Origin of the sequence: Rhizobacter sp. SG703, assembly GCF_012275445.1 — a bacterium.
In the GTDB taxonomy this organism is placed as follows: domain Bacteria; phylum Pseudomonadota; class Gammaproteobacteria; order Burkholderiales; family Burkholderiaceae_C; genus Rhizobacter.
Map to the genome: position 1 here is coordinate 325,780 of NZ_JAAZQK010000005.1, position 15,714 is coordinate 341,493.

General features: G+C 69.5%; 15 protein-coding genes. 6 read left to right on the forward strand and 9 right to left on the reverse strand.

All coding sequences use genetic code 11. The annotated features are described in order from the left end of the window. Nucleotides 1-4 precede the first annotated feature (4 nt). The 5 genes from lptB to argS all read right to left on the reverse strand — a co-directional run bounded on the left by lptB (nt 5) and on the right by argS (nt 4,736). Nucleotides 5-757 carry an LPS export ABC transporter ATP-binding protein gene (lptB, locus tag FHT26_RS12175; RefSeq protein WP_056813351.1) on the reverse strand — a complete coding sequence of 251 codons (753 nt, stop codon included), beginning with the start codon at nt 755-757 and terminating at the stop codon, nt 5-7. A gap of 26 nt (nt 758-783) precedes the next feature. Continuing rightward, complete coding sequence (lptA, locus tag FHT26_RS12180) at nt 784-1,431, reverse strand: lipopolysaccharide transport periplasmic protein LptA (protein WP_168560390.1); 648 nt, start codon at nt 1,429-1,431, stop codon at nt 784-786. An 89-nt stretch (nt 1,432-1,520) separates the two neighbouring features. Beyond that, complete coding sequence (locus tag FHT26_RS12185) at nt 1,521-2,177, reverse strand: thiol:disulfide interchange protein DsbA/DsbL (RefSeq protein ID WP_168560391.1); 657 nt, start codon at nt 2,175-2,177, stop codon at nt 1,521-1,523. A 103-nt stretch (nt 2,178-2,280) separates the two neighbouring features. Next, nucleotides 2,281-2,955: an SPOR domain-containing protein gene (locus tag FHT26_RS12190; protein WP_168560392.1), complete on the reverse strand. Its 675-nt coding sequence runs from the start codon at nt 2,953-2,955 to the stop codon at nt 2,281-2,283. Between the two features lie 92 nt (nt 2,956-3,047). Beyond that, nucleotides 3,048-4,736: an arginine--tRNA ligase gene (gene argS / locus FHT26_RS12195; protein WP_168560393.1), complete on the reverse strand. Its 1,689-nt coding sequence runs from the start codon at nt 4,734-4,736 to the stop codon at nt 3,048-3,050. A gap of 247 nt (nt 4,737-4,983) precedes the next feature. On the opposite strand from argS, the gene FHT26_RS12200 reads away from it, so the two are divergent. Together FHT26_RS12200 and FHT26_RS12205 are read left to right on the forward strand one after the other, a co-directional pair. Beyond that, nucleotides 4,984-6,345, forward strand: a complete 1,362-nt coding sequence (locus FHT26_RS12200) for a serine/threonine-protein kinase (protein ID WP_168560394.1) — start codon at nt 4,984-4,986, stop codon at nt 6,343-6,345. A gap of 119 nt (nt 6,346-6,464) precedes the next feature. Then, complete coding sequence (locus tag FHT26_RS12205; RefSeq protein ID WP_073465112.1) at nt 6,465-6,758, forward strand: hypothetical protein; 294 nt, start codon at nt 6,465-6,467, stop codon at nt 6,756-6,758. A gap of 1 nt (nt 6,759) precedes the next feature. On the opposite strand, the gene FHT26_RS12210 is transcribed toward FHT26_RS12205, so the two are convergent. From FHT26_RS12210 to FHT26_RS12225, 4 genes are read right to left on the reverse strand one after another with little or no spacing between them, the layout of a single operon-like run. Beyond that, on the reverse strand, nt 6,760-7,680 hold the full coding sequence (locus FHT26_RS12210; protein WP_168560395.1) for a LysR family transcriptional regulator: 921 nt from the start codon (nt 7,678-7,680) through the stop codon (nt 6,760-6,762). A gap of 27 nt (nt 7,681-7,707) precedes the next feature. Next, a complete protein-coding gene (locus tag FHT26_RS12215) occupies nt 7,708-8,679 on the reverse strand; it encodes a Bug family tripartite tricarboxylate transporter substrate binding protein (RefSeq protein WP_168560396.1) in 972 nt (323 codons plus the stop codon). After that, nucleotides 8,676-9,908: a CoA transferase gene (locus FHT26_RS12220; protein WP_168560397.1), complete on the reverse strand. Its 1,233-nt coding sequence runs from the start codon at nt 9,906-9,908 to the stop codon at nt 8,676-8,678. The genes FHT26_RS12215 and FHT26_RS12220 overlap by 4 nt, the downstream gene beginning before the upstream one ends. Beyond that, nucleotides 9,905-10,840: a hydroxymethylglutaryl-CoA lyase gene (locus FHT26_RS12225; protein ID WP_210427353.1), complete on the reverse strand. Its 936-nt coding sequence runs from the start codon at nt 10,838-10,840 to the stop codon at nt 9,905-9,907. Before FHT26_RS12225 ends, FHT26_RS12220 begins: the two co-directional genes overlap by 4 nt. Before the next feature lie 95 nt (nt 10,841-10,935). Between FHT26_RS12225 and FHT26_RS12230 the strand changes: the two genes are divergently transcribed. The 4 genes from FHT26_RS12230 to FHT26_RS12245 all read left to right on the forward strand — a co-directional run bounded on the left by FHT26_RS12230 (nt 10,936) and on the right by FHT26_RS12245 (nt 15,657). Continuing rightward, nucleotides 10,936-11,676, forward strand: coding sequence for an IclR family transcriptional regulator (locus FHT26_RS12230; protein WP_168560398.1), 741 nt, complete (start codon nt 10,936-10,938; stop codon nt 11,674-11,676). A 100-nt stretch (nt 11,677-11,776) separates the two neighbouring features. Next, nucleotides 11,777-13,360: a malate synthase A gene (aceB, locus tag FHT26_RS12235; RefSeq protein WP_168560399.1), complete on the forward strand. Its 1,584-nt coding sequence runs from the start codon at nt 11,777-11,779 to the stop codon at nt 13,358-13,360. Between the two features lie 330 nt (nt 13,361-13,690). After that, nucleotides 13,691-14,704: an esterase/lipase family protein gene (locus FHT26_RS12240; RefSeq protein ID WP_168560400.1), complete on the forward strand. Its 1,014-nt coding sequence runs from the start codon at nt 13,691-13,693 to the stop codon at nt 14,702-14,704. Next, complete coding sequence (locus FHT26_RS12245; RefSeq protein WP_168560401.1) at nt 14,701-15,657, forward strand: lipase secretion chaperone; 957 nt, start codon at nt 14,701-14,703, stop codon at nt 15,655-15,657. Before FHT26_RS12240 ends, FHT26_RS12245 begins: the two co-directional genes overlap by 4 nt. Nucleotides 15,658-15,714 lie beyond the last annotated feature (57 nt).

Below are 15,714 nucleotides of genomic sequence, written 5' to 3' on the forward strand. Positions count from 1 at the left end.
CCCCTTACATGCGGAAGTGTTCGCCGAGGTAGACCTTTCGCACATCGGCGTTGTCGACGATCTCGGCCGGCGTGCCCTCGGTGAGCACGCGCCCCTCGCTGATGATGTACGCGCGATCGCAGATGCCCAGCGTTTCGCGCACGTTGTGGTCGGTGATCAGCACACCGATGCCACGGCTTTTCAGGAACCCGATGATGCGCTGGATCTCGATCACCGCGATCGGGTCGACGCCGGCGAACGGCTCGTCCAGCAGGATGAAGCGCGGCTGCGTGGCCAGCGCCCGGGCGATCTCGACGCGCCGGCGCTCGCCGCCCGACAGCGCCGGTGCCGGGCTGTCGCGCAGCTTCTCGATGCTCAGGTCGTTCAGCAGGTCGCCGAGCAGCTTGTCGACGGTGGCCTTCGGCAGCTCCTTGCCGTCGGGGCCGCGCTGCAGCTCGAGCACCGCGCGGATGTTCTCCTCGACGGTCAGCTTGCGGAAGATCGAGGCTTCCTGCGGCAGGTAGCTCAGGCCCAGGCGCGAGCGCTGGTGGATCGGCAGGCGCTCGACCCGCTGGCCGTCGATCAGGATCTGGCCGTCGTCGGCGCGGACCAGGCCGACGATCATGTAGAAGCTGGTGGTCTTGCCGGCGCCGTTCGGGCCGAGCAGTCCGACGACCTCGCCGCTGCGCACCGACAGCCGCACGTCCTTGACCACCTTGCGGGCGCCGTAGGTTTTCTGCAGGCCGATGGCTTCGAGCCGGCTGGCGTCGGACGGCATCGCGGAGGGAGAGACCGGCACGGCGCTCAACGGCGTGCTCCCGGCGCGGGTTGAACTGCGGGCTGCGAGGCGGCTTGCGACGCCGCCTCGGCGGCGGCCGGCGTGCCTTCCTTCGGCGTGAACACGTAGCGCACGCGGCCGGTCGGGTTGGCCGGGGTCACCGCGGCGCTGCCGCCGGCCACGGTGAACAGCTCGGCCGTGCCGTCGTAGGTGATCAGCGCGCCGGTCACCTCGTCGGCCACCGCGGTGCCGCGCAGGCGCCGCACCGAGGCCTTGTTGACGAAGCGGATGGTGTCGAGCTTGCTGTCGAACTCGAGGCGCTCGGCCTCGCCCTCGACGAATTCGTTCACGCCTTCGCGCTTCTGGCGGAAGCTGGCCGGCTGGGTCGGCGTGCCGACCGCGATGGCCGACTGGTAGCCGTCGGCGCTTTCACGCACTTCGATGCGCGCCGCCTTGATCAGCATCGTGCCCTTGGTGACGACGACGTTGCCGTTGAAGACCACCAGCTGGTTGATCAGGTCGACCTTGCCGGGCTGGTCGGATTCGACCTCCATCTTCTTCAGCCGGTCGGCCCGTTCGGCCTGGGCCGGCAGCGCTGCGGCAAGCAGGCAGCCGGCGGCGACAAGCGCCAGGCGGCAGCGGAACAACGAGGAGGTGTAGGTAAGTGGAGTCATTGCGGCATGAAACTTGCAGGCCATTCTAGCCACAGTTTCACGCCGCCGGGGTTACGAGATGAAGTCGGCGTTGCACCGACTTCGGGCGCTCAACCGCCGGTGCGCGACTTCTGGATCAGGAAGTCGGTGACCTGCAGCATCCGCTCGTTGGTGCCGGCCAGCGACCCCGACGTGAAGTAGCGGCCGTTGATGCCCAGGGCCGGTACGCCGTCGAGCTTGTAGCCCTCGGCCAGTTTGGCCGCCTGCTTGGTCTTGGTCTGCGTCGAGAACGAGTTGTAGGCTTCGAGGAACTTGGCGCTGTCGATGCCGTTCTTGGCCATGAACGCGGCGATCTCGTCGGGCTTGTCGAGGCGGGCGTGCTCGTTGTGGATCGCGTAGAAGACCTTGCGGTGCATCGCCTCGACCTTGCCCATCGATTCGAGCGCGTAGAAGATCTTCTGGTGCGCGACGAAAGGCTCGTCGCGGAAAGCGACCGGCACGCGGCGGAACACCACGTCGGCCGGCAGCTTCTTCTGCCAGGCGTCGAGTGCCGGCTCGAAGGCGTTGCAGTGCGGGCAGCCGTACCAGAAGAATTCCACCACCTCGATCTTGCCCGGCGTGGCCGGCGACACCGGCTGGGCGAACTTGACGTAGTTGGTGCCTTCGACCGGAGCGGCGCCTTGCGCCAGGGCGCCGGTGCTGGTCGAAAGGGCGAGGGTGCCCAGGCTTGCTCCAACCAACTGTGCCGAGAAATCGCGACGGTTCATGTTCAGTGTTCCAAAGTGGTAAGGGTCAACGACGAGCGGTGGAGTCGGTGTCGGATGCGAAAGTTCAGGGCCGTTGCCGAACCCCGGCCAGTTCTTCACTTCTTTACTTCTGCACGCGGACCAGCGCCGATTCCACGCCCACGCCATCCAGTTTTTCCTTCGCCAGGTCGGCATCTTCCTTCTTGTCGTAGGGGCCGAGGCGCACCCGGAACATCGTGCGGCCGGCCTGCTCACGTTCGGTGATCTTGGCCTGCAGGCCCATCATCGCCAATTTGGCGCGTTGCTGCTCGGCATCCTCGACGCGGCCGAAAGCGCCTGCCTGGACGAAGTAGCTCAACGCATCCGAGCCGGGTTTGGTGGACGTGACCACCGGCGCCGGCGGCGTGGCCGCTGCCGGGGCGGCCGTGGTGCTCGCGGCCCGGCCTTCGAGGATCGCCGCCGGGTCGCGGCGCGAGGTGCTGGCGGCCGGCGTCGACACGACGGGCGGTGCACCGGTCGGGACGGACGGCGGGAAGGCCGGGGCGGGCGCCGCCACGACGCCGCTGGCGGCCTGGCTGCCCATGCGCACCGGCACCTTGCCCGACAGCGAGCCGTTCGGGTCCCAGTTCTTGTTCTTCTCGGCCTCGGCCGCGTCCTGTTCGGCCGTTCGCTGCGGCACCTTGTTGATGAAGGGCACCGGCACCTTCGCGATGTACAGCGCGACGCCCAGCGCAAGCGCCAGGCCGATCAGCAGCCCGACGATCAGGCCCAGGACGAAACCGCCACGTTGGCTTTTCATGACAGCCCCTCGCCGGATGAGTACATCCGCCGATCCCCCGAGGGGATGCCGGCCGGCTTCGCGTTCAATCGCATTGACATGTGTTCGCTCCATTACATCCGGTCGGGGGCGGCCACGCCCAGCACCTGCAGCGCATTGCGCAGCACCTGGGCGGTGGCGGCCAGCAGCGCGAGGCGGGCGCGCGTCAGGCTGGGGTTGTCTGTCACCAGGAAACGCTCGGCTGCGTAATAGCTGTGGAAGGCGCTGGCGACGTCGCGCAGGTAGAACGTGACGTCGTGCGGCGCCAGGTCGGCCGCGGCATGCGTCAGCATGTCGGGGTATTCGGCCAGCTTCAGCAGCAGCGCGGCCTCGGTCGGTGCGGCGAGCAGCGACAGGTCGGCGCCCTTCAGCGCGTCGAGGTCGCCGCCATGCTCGGCCACCCAGTCGCGCAGCACCTTGCTGATGCGCGCATGGGCGTACTGCACGTAGAACACCGGGTTCTCGTCGTTCTGCTTCAGCGCCAGGTCGACGTCGAAGGTGAACTCGGTGTCGGCCTTGCGGCTGATCATGAAGAAGCGCACCGCGTCGCGGCTGGTCCAGTCGATCAGGTCGCGCAGCGTCACGTAGCCGCCGGCGCGCTTGGAGATCTTCACCTCCTCGCCGCCGCGCATCACCGTGACCATCTTGTTCAGCACGTAGTCGGGGTAGTCGGCGGGGATGTTCTCGCCAACGCCCTGCAGCCCGGCGCGCACGCGCGCGATGGTGCCGTGGTGGTCGGTGCCCTGGATGTTGACCACCTTCGTGAAGCCGCGCTCCCACTTGTTGAGGTGGTACGCGACGTCGGGCACGAAGTAGGTGTAGGTGCCGTCGGACTTGCGCATCACGCGGTCCTTGTCGTCACCGTAGTCGGTGCTGCGCAGCCACAGCGCGCCGCCGTCCTCGAAGGTCTTGCCGGCGGCCTTCAGCTTGGCCACCGTCTGCTCGACCCGGCCGCTGCCGTACAGGCTGGACTCGAGGAAGTAGTTGTCGAAGCGCACGCCGAAAGCCTGCAGGTCAAGATCCTGCTCGTGCCGAAGGTAGGCCACCGCGAACTGGCGGATGCTGTCGAGGTCGTCGGGGTCGCCCGATGCGGTGAACTCGCGGTCGTCCGATTTCACGGTCTTCTTCGCGAGGAAGTCGGCCGCGATGTCGGCGATGTACTCGCCGTTGTAGGCCGACTCCGGCCAAGCCGCGTCGCCCGGCTTCAGGCCCTTGATGCGAGCCTGCGTGGTGGCGGCCAGCGTCGCGATCTGCACGCCGGCGTCGTTGTAGTAGAACTCGCGCGTGACCTGCCAGCCCTGCGTGTCGAGCAGGCTGCAGATCGCATCGCCCAGCGCGGCCTGACGGCCGTGGCCGACATGCAGCGGGCCGGTGGGGTTGGCCGAGACGAACTCCACCATCACGCGGCGATCGATCGGCGGCTGCTTGCCGAAGCCGGCACCGGCCGCCAGGATCTCGCCGATCACCGACTGCTTCGCGGCCGCCTTCAGGCGCAGGTTGATGAAGCCGGGACCGGCGATCTCGAGCGCCTCGACATGGCGCTGCACCGCGGGCTGCCGGTTCAGCGCGTCGATCAGCGCCTGGGCCAGTTCGCGGGGGTTCTTCTTCAGCGGCTTGGCCAGCTGCATCGCGAGGGTGACCGCGAAGTCGCCGTGCGATGCCTGCTTGGGCGATTCGAACGCAATCGGCACGCTGCTGCCGGGGTGGACATCGGCAACCGCCGCGGCCAGCGCCTGCAGCAGTTCCTGTTTGGCTTGGATCATGGCGGCGATTCTAAGTGGCGCCTCCGGGGTGGCGCGCAGAGGGCGGGCCGAGCGCCGGGCCGCTCCCGAGCCGGCCCGCCGTCCCCCTGGGGACCGACCGGTGTATTCCACCGGGCGAGGGACACCGTGCACGGATTAGCACTCACTTTGGTGTTCAATTTGGCACACTGGTGTCGAGCGACGGTGCCAAGATGGCACTCTCGGCCTCCAGGCCCTTCGGCATCCCGGTGCCGACAACGCATCACCCATGAGTCTTCCGCTCGCCACCTCCGAACCCCATGCCGTCTCGGGCCTGCCGTTGCCGGCCCAGGTCGGCAAGTACCCGGTGCTGCGCCGGCTCGGCGAAGGGGCGACCAGCGAGGTGTTCCTCGCGCGCGACGAGTTCCACCAGCGCGACGTCGCGATCAAGCGGGTGCGCCTGGGGGCGGTGAACGACCCGAACGACGGCCGCTTCTTCGAGCGCTTCTTCGCCGCCGAGGCCGCGCTGGTCGGCCGGCTGCAGCACCCGAACGTGGTGCAGATCTTCGACGCGGTGGCCGACTCCAACGAGCCCTATCTGGTGATGGAGTACGTGTCGGGCCACACGCTGCGCCAGTACTGCCGCGCCGACCAGTTGCTGCCGCTGGAGCTGATCGTCGAAATCGGCTTCAAGTGCGCGATGGCGCTCGGCTACGTGTTCCGCCAGGGGCTGGTGCACCGCGACGTGAAGCCGGCCAACATCCTCGCGGTGATCACCAACGGCAGCATCACCGACGTGAAGGTCACCGACTTCGGCAGCGTGCTCAACATGTCGGCCGAGACGACCCAGGTCTACCGCGTCGGCTCGCTCGCCTACATGGCGCCCGAGCAGCTCGACGGCGCCTCGCTCGACAGCCGGGCCGACATGTACTCGCTCGGCGCGGTGCTGTACCACCTGATCGCCGGCCGGCCGCCGTTCGACGCGCCGTCGCAGTCGGCGATGATGAACCAAGTCTACAACGCGATGCCGCTGCCACCGAGCCAGCTGCGCTCGGGCGTCGGCGAAGGCGTCGACGCGGTGATCCTGCGGGCGCTGGCCAAGCGCCCCGACGACCGCTTCGCGAGCTGGGACGAGTTCGCGCAGGCGCTGTCCGGGCTGATCGTCAACCACCAGGTGCCGCGCGGCCAGCTGCAGGGCGTGCTCGATTCGGAGCGCTTCAACCTGCTGCGCACGCTCGACTTCTTCTCGAACTTCGGCGACGTCGAGCTGTGGGAGGTGGTGCACCGCGCCAGGTGGCAGCGCTACACATTCGGCCATGCGCTGTACCGGCGCGGCGAGGAAACGCGCAACTTCCACATCATCGCGCAGGGCGAGGTCGAGGTCTTCCGCGAAGGCACGAAGGTCGCGCAGCTCGGTGCCGGCACCTCGGTCGGCGAGATGGTCTACCTGGCGCCCAGCGCCGAGTTGCGCCGCCACAGCACCGACGTGATCGTCACCGAATCGGCCACCACGATCACCTTCACGCCGGACACGCTGGCCCAGGTCAGCCCCGGCTGCCGCCACCTGTTCGACGAGGCCTTCATCCGCGTGCTGGTGCGCCGGCTGCATGCCGCGCACGAGGCCCTGGCCCACCCGCGCCGGATCATGTGACGCGACATGTTGTGACATGGACGGACGCATGTTGACCCAAGCTCACGCTTGATCACATTCGACCGAGGTGCTTCAATCCGGCCGGCGACGCACCGTTCGCCGCACCCCGGAGGAATCCCATGAAGAAACTGAGCACCCTGGTGGCCTTGGGCCTGATCGCGCTGTCGAACGTGGCGTTTGCGGCCGATGCGGCGACCTGCGAGTCGAAGGCGACCGACAAGAAGCTGGCCGGCGCGGCGAAGAACAGCTTCATGAAGAAATGCGAGCGCGAGGCCAAGGCGAGCGGCGCGGGTTCGGCATGCGAGATGCAAGCCGCCGACAAGAAGCTGAAGGGCGCGGCGAAGAACAGCTTCGTCAAGAAGTGCACCAAGGATGCGTCGGCCCCGGCCGCTGCTGCATCCGCCGCCAAGTAAGTCAGGTGGGGCCTGCGGTGTCCTTCCAATAGGCGGCGTCGCCGTAGGTCTGCTTCAGGAAATCGATCCACAGGCGCACGCGCAGCGGCAGGTGCTTGCGCTGCGGGAACACCGCGTAGATGCCATTCGGCGGCGCGGCGTAGTCGTCCAGCGTGCTGACCAGCGCGCCGCTTGCGACCTCGCCCTCGACCTCCCAGGTCGAGCGCCAGGCGATGCCGAGCCCGGCCAGGCACCAGTCGTGCAGCACCTGGCCATCGCTGCAATCGAGCCGGCCGTTCAGCCGCAGGTGCTGCACCTGGCCGTCGATCGTGAAGGCCCAGCCGCGCGTCTGGCTGGCGTCGCTGCTCAGCGTCAGGCATTCGTGCTGCGCCAGGTCGTGCGGCGTGCGCGGCGTGCCGGCGCGTTTCAGGTAGGCCGGCGTCGCGACGCACAGCCGCCGGTTGTCGGCCAGCCGCACGCTGACGAGGCTGCTGTCAGGCAGCTCGCCGACGCGCACCGCGCAATCGACGCCTTCGTTGACGATGTCGACCAGCCGGTCGCTGAGGTTCAGCGAGACGCTGACCTCGGGGTGCAGCGCGAGGAAGCGCGGCACCAGCGGCGCGACGTGCCGGCGGCCGAAACCGGCCGGTGCCGTCAGCCGCAGGTAACCCGCGGCCTTGACGCCGCCGGCGCTGACGCTCGATTCGGCATTCGCCAGGTCGGCCAGCAGCCGCTGGCAGTCTTCGAGGAAGGCGCTGCCTTCATGCGTCAGTGTGATGCGGCGGGTGGTGCGCACCAGCAGCTTGACGCCGAGCCGCTCTTCCAGTGCGTCGATGCGCCGGCCGATGACCGCCGGCGCGACGCCCTCGGCATGGGCCGCGGCCGTCAGGCTGCCCTTGGCAGCGACCGATACGAACGATTCGATCTGCTTTAGCCGGTCCATGGCGCGGGATTATGCGCGCCGGAGTCATCAATCTGCCTTGATGCCGGAATCGCGAACCACCTTGCCCCAGCGCGCGTGCTCGGCCTTCAGGAACTGCGCGAACTGCTCCGGCGTGCCGCCCATCGGTGCGCTGCCGTCGGCGAGCAGCGCGGCCAGCGTGTCGGCCCGGCCGAGCGCGCGGTTGACGGCGGCGTTGAGCTTGCGCACTGCATCGCGCGGCGTCGCCGCCGGTGCCACCAGGCCCTTCCAGTCGGTCGCCTCGAAGCCGGCGTAGCCCGATTCGGCGACCGTCGGCACCTCGGGCATCACCGGCAGCCGGCGCGCCGACGTGACGGCCAGCGCCCGCAGCTTGCCGCCGCGCACCAGCGCGGTCACGGCTTGCGGCGTGCCGAACATGAAATCGGTCTGGCCGCCGATCAGGTCGGTGAGTGCCGGCCCGGCACCCTTGTACGGCACGTTCGTGAAGCTCACGCCGGCGAGTCGGCCGAACATCTCGCCGGCGAGGTGGCCGACGGTGCCGTTCGAGGCCAGTGCCTGCAGCAGCGTGCCTGGCTTCGCCTTGGCGGCCGAGACGATGGACGCGAGCGACTTGAACGGCGATTCGGTGCGCACCACCAGCACCACCGGCAGCGAGGCCACCAGCGCGACCGGCGTGAAATCCTTCAGCGGATCGAAGGGCATCTTCGCCAGCAGCGCCGGGTTCACTGCGAGGTTGGCGGTCTGGCCCATGCCGAGCGTGTAGCCGTCGGCGGCGGCCTTGGCGACCGCATCGAGCCCGATGTTGCCGCCGGCCCCGGCCCGGTTGTCGACGACGAAGTTCCAGCCGGTGTCGGCGCCGATCTTGCCGGCGATCAGCCGCGAGACCACGTCGGTCGCGCCGGCCGGCGGGAACGGCACGACGAGCCGGATCGGCTGCGTGGGGAAGGCCGGCTCGGCCAGCGCGGGCCAGGCGGCCATGGCCGGCAGACCGGCGAGGAGGGTGCGGCGCAGCGGGTTCATCGGGGGGTGTCTCCAGGTTGTTGTTCGGAATCAGAGGGAGCGATCACGCCGTCGGCACGCAGCGCAAGGATCTGCGCGGCGTCCAGCCCGAGCGATTGCAGCAACGCCTCGGTGTGCTCGCCGATCGCCGGTGGGTCGCTGCGCAGTGGCGGGCGCCGCCCATCGAGCGTGATCGGCAGCAGTGGCGTGCGGGTGTGGCGGCCGTCTGGCAGCGTGACCGGCGCGAGGCCGCCGGTGGCCTGCAGGTGCGGGTCGTCGAACAGGTCGTGGGGCCGCGTGATCGGCGCCCACGGCAGTCCGTGGGCCTCGAAGCGTGCGCCGATGTCGGCCGCGCGGTGCGCCGCCATGCGCTCGCGCAGCAGCGGCAACATCCAGTCGCGGGCCGCGACGCGCAGGTTGTTGGTCGCGAGTCGCGGGTCGGTCTTCAGGTCGGCGAAGCCGAACGCGTCGCACAGGCCGGCCCATTGGCCGTCGGACACCACCGCGAGGAAGATCTGCTCGCCACCGGCCACTTCGAAGATGTCGTAGACGCCCCAGGCCGGGATGCGGCTGGGCATCGGCGCGGCCGGCCGGCCGGTCACCGCGAACTGCATCATGTGCTGCGCGACCAGGAACACGTTGTTCTCGAACAGCGCGCTGCGCACCTCCTGGCCGCGGCCGGTGGTCGCGCGCTGCGCGAGCGCGGCCAGCGCACCGATCGCGCCGAACATGCCGCCCATGATGTCGTTGACGCTGCTGCCGGCGCGCAGCGGCTGCCCGACCGGCCCGGTCATGTAGGCCAGGCCGCCCATCATCTGCACCACCTCGTCGAGTGCGGTGCGGTGCTCGTACGGGCCCGGCAGGAAGCCCTTGTGAGAGACGTAGACCAGGCCTGGGTTCAGCGCGGCCAGGCGGTCGTAGCCGAGGCCGAGCGCGGCCAGGCCGCCGGGCTTGAAGTTCTCGCAGAACACGTCGGCCGTCGCGACCAGCTTCAGCACCAGCTCGAGGCCGCGCGGCTGCCGCACGTCGATCGCGAGGCTTTTCTTGTTGCGGTTGAACATCGGGAAGAAGCCGGCGCCCGACCCCTGCAGCCGCCGGGTGGCGTCGCCGGCCAGCGGCTCGACCTTGATGACCTCGGCGCCGAGGTCGGCCAGCACCATGCCGCAGCTCGGCCCCATCACCATGTGGGTGAACTCGATGACGCGGATGCCGGCCAACGGCAGGTCCCTGCTTTCCATCGGTGCGTTCATGCCGGCACGAACCCGAGCGGCAGCCCGGCGGGCGGCGTGTGACCGTACAGCGGCTCGCCAGCAAGCGACTGCTGCAGCACCTCGCGCGCGGCGAACAGGGCCGGCAGGTCGACGCCCGTGCGCACGCCCATCGCCTCGAACATGAACACCAGGTCTTCGGTGACGACGTTGCCCGACGCGCCCGGCGCATACGGGCAGCCGCCCAGGCCGGCCAGCGAGCTGTCGAAGGCGCGCACGCCGGCGTCGTACGCGGCCAGGCAGTTCGCGAGCCCGAGCCCGCGCGTGTTGTGCAGGTGGGCGGCGCCGGCATGCCGACCGATCTCGGCCCGCAGCCGGGCGAACAGCCGCCGCACCTGGGCCGGGTTGGCCATGCCGGTGGTGTCCGACAGGCCCGATTCGTCGGCGCCGGCGTCGATCGCCAGCCCGGCCAGGCGGATCACCGCGTCTTCCGGCACCGGGCCTTCGAGCGTGCAGCCGAACGCCGTCGAGATGCCGGCCTCGATGCGCACGCCGGGCGCGATCTCGTCGCGCAGTTCGGCGATGGCACGCACCACGTCGATCATCTCCAGCGGCGTCTTGCGCACGTTGGCCAGCGAGTGCGCGCTGCTGGCCGACACCGGCAGCGTCAGCTTGTGCACGCCGGCGGCCAGCGCGGCTTCGGCGCCGCGCAGGTTCGGCACCAGCGCCATCACGGTGAGCCCGGGCAGCGTCAGCGCATGCGCGACGACCTCGGCGACGTCGGCCATCTGCGGCAGCAGCCGGGCCGGCACGAACGAGCCGACCTCGATCTCGCGCAGGCCGGCGGCATGCAGCGCGTCGATCCAGCGCAGCTTGTCGGCCGTCGGCATCACGCGCGCGATGCTCTGCAGGCCGTCGCGGGGGCCGACCTCGCTGATCAGCACGTCGGGTGCGGACACGGGACTTGCGCTCATGGCGTTGATTTCATAAGATAGAACGATATTCTTTCTGATGAATTAGAGTATCAACGCCGTCCGGACGCAAGTCAATGGCGACGCCGAAGCAACCCATGCCCCGCAAAGCCGCCCACGCCTCGCTCGCCGATGAACATGCCGCTCCCGGCGGCGCAGCCGCGGTCGACCGCGCGCTCAGCCTGCTGATGGCGTTCGACAGCGCACAGCCGGTGCTGTCGCTGGCCGAGCTCGCGGCGCGCACGCGCCTGCACAAGAGCACCGCGCTGCGGCTGCTGGCGTCGCTGGAGCACGCCGGCCTGGTGCAGCGGCTGGCCGACGGGCGCTATGCCGCGGGCGCCGCGGCGATCCGGCTGCACGCGGCGCATGCGGCGGCGTTCTCGCTCGAGGCCGTCGTGATGCCGGTGCTGCGGCAGCTTGCCGCGCACACCCGCGAAAGCGCGGCCTTCCATGTGCGGCAGAACGATGCGCGGCTGTGCCTGTACCGCGTCGATTCGCCGCAGCCGATCCGCGACCACATCCGGGCTGGCGACCTGCTGCCGTTGAAGCACGGGGTCGGTGGGCGCGTCATCAGCGCCTATGCGCGGCGGGCGTCCGGCGCGCTGCCGACCGACGCGACCAGCCTGCGCATTCGCCGCGATGGCGTGATCGGCCTGACCGACGATCGCAGCGAAGGCGTGGCCGGCATCTCGTCGCCGGTGTTCGATGCCGCGGGCGAGCTGGCCGGCGCGCTGACGCTGACGATGCCGACCCAGCGCTACACCGAGACGCATGTCGCGCCGGTCCGCGCTGCCGCCGTTGCCTTGACGACGCAGCTCGGTGGGCGATTTCCAGCTTGATTAAATACGAAAAAGTCACGAATCAACGGATTCGCCGACTCTTAATCTTCATGCAAGTCTCCAATAGAGTGCGGGGATTCGTTCTGTCGAGGAGATCCCCATGAGCAGCCTTCCCCTGCCGCACGGCATGCAGATCCACGCGCCCATCCTGCCGGGCTTCGAGACGGTGCTGACGCTGCCGGCGCTGGAGCTGGTCGCCAAGCTGCACCGGGCCTTCGAGCCGCGCCGGCAGCAACTGCTGGCCGCGCGCGTCGAACGCACGCAGCGGCTGGACGCCGGCGAGCGCCCGGACTTCCTGCCCGAGACGGCGCACATCCGCGCCGGCGACTGGCAGGTCGCGCCGATCCCGAAGGCGCTGCACTGCCGGCGCGTCGAGATCACCGGCCCGGTCGACGCGAAGATGGTGATCAACGCGTTCAACTCCGGTGCCGACAGCTACATGACCGACTTCGAGGACAGCAACTCGCCGTCGTGGGCCAACCAGATCCAGGGGCAGATCAACCTGTCGCAGGCGATCCGCCGCACGCTGACGCTCGAGTCCAAGGGCAAGACCTACCAGCTGAACGACCAGATCGCGACGCTGCAGGTGCGCCCACGCGGCTGGCACCTCGACGAGAAGCACGTGACGGTCGACGGCCAGCGGGTGCATGGCGGCATCTTCGACTTCGCGCTGTTCATGTTCCACAACGCGCGCGAGCAACTGGCGCGCGGCGCCGGCCCGTACTTCTACCTGCCGAAGATGGAGAGCCACCTCGAGGCGCGGCTGTGGAACGACGTGTTCGTGATGACGCAGGCCGAGCTCGGCCTGCCGCAGGGCACGATCAAGGCGACGGTGCTGATCGAGACCATCCTCGCGGCCTTCGAGATGGACGAGATCCTGTACGAGCTGCGCGAGCACAGCGCCGGGCTGAATGCCGGCCGCTGGGACTACATCTTCAGCTGCATCAAGAAATTCAAGGTCGACCGCAGCTTCTGCCTGGCCGACCGCGCGAAGGTCACGATGACGGCGCCGTTCATGCGCGCCTATGCACTGCTGCTGCTGCAGACCTGCCACAAGCGCGGTGCGCCGGCGATGGGCGGCATGAGCGCGCTGATCCCGATCAAGAACGATCCGGAGAAGAACGCGGTCGCGATGGCCGGGATCATCGCCGACAAGAAGCGCGATGCGGTCGACGGCTACGACGGCGGCTGGGTCGCGCACCCGGGCCTGGTCGAGCCGGCGATGAAGGAATTCATGGCGGTGCTGGGCGACCGGCCGAACCAGTTCGACAAGCAGCGGCCCGACGTGAAGGTCAACGCCGCCGACCTGCTCGACTTCCAGCCCGAAGCGCCGATCACCGAGCACGGGTTGAGGATGAACATCAACGTCGGCATCCATTACCTCGGCGCCTGGCTGGCCGGCAACGGCTGCGTGCCGATCCACAACCTGATGGAGGACGCGGCCACCGCCGAGATCAGCCGCTCGCAGGTGTGGCAGTGGATCCGCTCGCCGAAGGGCACGCTCGACGACGGCCGCAAGGTCACCGCCGAGCTGGTGCGTGCGCTGGTGCCGGAAGAACTCGCGAAGATCAAGGCGGGTGGATTCGAAGGCAGGTTCGACCGGGCGGCAGAGATCTTCACGCAGATGAGCACGCAGGAGGAGTTCGCGGAGTTCCTGACGCTGCCGCTGTACGAGGAAATCTGATCGGCGGTGCGTGTGCGGTGCCGGCCGCTTGCTCCGTGGTCGCCTTCGATCGGCGCTCGAGCCGCGCACATCTCGGAAGTCGTAGCCCGTATGCCAATCCGGGACCCCGGGTTGGCACGCGAGCGAGCTTGCCGGGTCATCTGACGCCCTCCGGGAAACTCCGGTGACGTTTTCAGGGCCAACCCTCTTTTAAAAGACGAACGTTCGTTCGAGACTCCGCGTCGGCCGCATGTTTTGCAGGCAGTTCGCAGGATGTTCGGTCCCGCGTGCGCAGACGACTGGCATCGATGCCAGCGCGCACGACCTACCCAGAACCATCAGGAGACCTCGATGAACCTGCCGACCTGCCGCGTGCTGCGGTTGCCTTTCATTTGGCGAATCCCGTCGTGGCGCACCGCGGCGCGGCGCTCGCCGATTCCGCATGCGCTCGGTGCGCTCGCGCTGGCCGCGGGGCTGTCGCTCGGTGCCGCACCCGAGGCACGGGCCGCCGACACCTACACGAAGACGCAGTACCCGATCGTGATGGTGCACGGCCTGCTCGGCTTCGACGCGATCGGCCCGGTCGACTACTTCTACGGCATCCCGTCGGCGCTGCGCGCCGGCGGCGCGACGGTGTTCACGCCCAGCGTGTCGGCCGCCAATTCCAGCGAAGCACGCGGCGAACAGCTGCTGCGCGAATTGAGGGCGATGAAGGCGGCCTATGGCTACCAGAAGTTCAACCTGATCGGCCACAGCCACGGCGGCCCGACCATCCGCTACGTGGCCGCCGTCGCGCCCGAGCTGATCGCGTCGGTCACGACGGTCGGCGCGCCGCACACCGGCAGCAAGACGGCCGATGCGATCCAGGGCGTGACCTCATGGACCGGCACCACCGGCGCCGTCGCGGCGATCGCGAACACGCTGGCGGCGACGATCTCGTTCCTGTCCGGCTCGCCGAGCCTGCCGCAGGACTCGCTCGGCGCGCTGCAGTCGCTGAACAGCGCCGGCGCCGCCGACTTCAACCGCCGCTTCCCGCAGGCCGCGCCGAGCACGCCCTGCGGCCAGGGTGCGGCGGTCGTCAACGGCGTGCGCTACTGGTCGGTCGGCGGCACCAGCGTGCTGACCAACGGGTTCGACGTCAGCGACGGCCTGCTCGCCGCCACCAGCGTGTTCTTCGGCTTCGAGCAGAACGACGGTCTCGTCAGCCAGTGTTCGAGCCACTGGGGCGTCGTGCTGAAGGACAACTACGCATGGAATCACCTCGACGAGGTGAACCAGGCGTTCGGCCTGCGCGGCCTGTTCGCGCAGGACCCGGTGGCGTTCTACCGCAGCCAGGCGAACCGGCTGAAGGCAGCGGGGTTGTGAGCGACCGGCCGGCCTCCCTTTTCGTGGTGTCGGTCGCGGGGCTGTGCCTGCTGGTCGGCATCGTCGCGTGGCGGCTCGCGCCATCGGCGACCCACGTCGCGCGGCCGGCCGAGCCGCGCTTCACCGAATGGCGCGACAACCCGTTCGCCGCCGGCGTGCCCAGCGACGCCGCCGCCTACAACGAGGCTGCGAGCCACGAGGCGGAGGCTGCGGCCGCGCGCGTCGCCCGGTTGTGGGTCGATGGCTCGCTGCGCGGCACCGACCTCGACGGCGACTGGGGCACCTGGGCCGGCGACCGGCTGCAGCCCGGCCTGTCGCTGCGCCGCCGCTTCGACTACCTGCTGACCGGCACCGGCGAGGTCGAGCCGGCCGAGCTGCGCCACTGGATCGAACAGCAGCTGACGCTCGAACGCGGCATCGACGCCGCGCGCCAGGTGCTCGACATCTGGGACCGCTACCTGTCGCTGCAGCAGCGCCGCTTCGAGACCGCGTGGAAGCCCGACGACCCGGCCAGCTGGGCCGGCGTGATGGCCGAACGCTCGAAGGTGCGCCGCGACGTGTTGGGCGCGCCGTGGGCGCAGGCCTTCTACGCCGACGAGGAGCGCGATCTCGCGGCGCTGGCCGCGCGGCGCGGCGCGCCGCCCACCGACGGGGCGGCGCCGCCGCCCTCGCTGCTGACCCCGGACGCGGTCCGCCAGACGCCGGAACTGCAGGCCGCCCGCACGGCCCGGTTCGGCGCGGAAGGCGCCGAGCGGCTGCGCGCCGAGGATCTCGCGTGGGCCCGCTGGGAACAGCAGATCGCCGACGCCCGTGCCGCGCTGCAGGCGATCGCGCAGCGCCCGGAGCTGTCGGCGCCGCAGCGCGAACAGGCACGGCTCGACGAGCTGGCCCGGCGTTTCAGCGGTCCGGAACTGCAACGCGCCCACGCCATCCTGCTGTCCGTCGCACCGTGAGCCCGGGAACGATGGGGCGCCTGTAGAGTACGGCAGCGCCGATCGGGCGCCCCCTCG

What these genes read in the sequence shown, in the direction of transcription:
- lptB (WP_056813351.1), bottom strand. Translation starts at nt 757, where the DNA reads ATGCCGTCCGACGCCAGCCGGCTCGAAGCCATCGGCCTGCAGAAAACC.
- lptA (WP_168560390.1), bottom strand. Translation starts at nt 1,431, where the DNA reads ATGACTCCACTTACCTACACCTCCTCGTTGTTCCGCTGCCGCCTGGCG.
- FHT26_RS12185 (WP_168560391.1), bottom strand. Translation starts at nt 2,177, where the DNA reads ATGAACCGTCGCGATTTCTCGGCACAGTTGGTTGGAGCAAGCCTGGGC.
- FHT26_RS12190 (WP_168560392.1), bottom strand. Translation starts at nt 2,955, where the DNA reads ATGAAAAGCCAACGTGGCGGTTTCGTCCTGGGCCTGATCGTCGGGCTG.
- argS (WP_168560393.1), bottom strand. Translation starts at nt 4,736, where the DNA reads ATGATCCAAGCCAAACAGGAACTGCTGCAGGCGCTGGCCGCGGCGGTT.
- FHT26_RS12200 (WP_168560394.1), top strand. Translation starts at nt 4,984, where the DNA reads ATGAGTCTTCCGCTCGCCACCTCCGAACCCCATGCCGTCTCGGGCCTG.
- FHT26_RS12205 (WP_073465112.1), top strand. Translation starts at nt 6,465, where the DNA reads ATGAAGAAACTGAGCACCCTGGTGGCCTTGGGCCTGATCGCGCTGTCG.
- FHT26_RS12210 (WP_168560395.1), bottom strand. Translation starts at nt 7,680, where the DNA reads ATGGACCGGCTAAAGCAGATCGAATCGTTCGTATCGGTCGCTGCCAAG.
- FHT26_RS12215 (WP_168560396.1), bottom strand. Translation starts at nt 8,679, where the DNA reads ATGAACCCGCTGCGCCGCACCCTCCTCGCCGGTCTGCCGGCCATGGCC.
- FHT26_RS12220 (WP_168560397.1), bottom strand. Translation starts at nt 9,908, where the DNA reads ATGAACGCACCGATGGAAAGCAGGGACCTGCCGTTGGCCGGCATCCGC.
- FHT26_RS12225 (WP_210427353.1), bottom strand. Translation starts at nt 10,840, where the DNA reads ATGAGCGCAAGTCCCGTGTCCGCACCCGACGTGCTGATCAGCGAGGTC.
- FHT26_RS12230 (WP_168560398.1), top strand. Translation starts at nt 10,936, where the DNA reads ATGCCCCGCAAAGCCGCCCACGCCTCGCTCGCCGATGAACATGCCGCT.
- aceB (WP_168560399.1), top strand. Translation starts at nt 11,777, where the DNA reads ATGAGCAGCCTTCCCCTGCCGCACGGCATGCAGATCCACGCGCCCATC.
- FHT26_RS12240 (WP_168560400.1), top strand. Translation starts at nt 13,691, where the DNA reads ATGAACCTGCCGACCTGCCGCGTGCTGCGGTTGCCTTTCATTTGGCGA.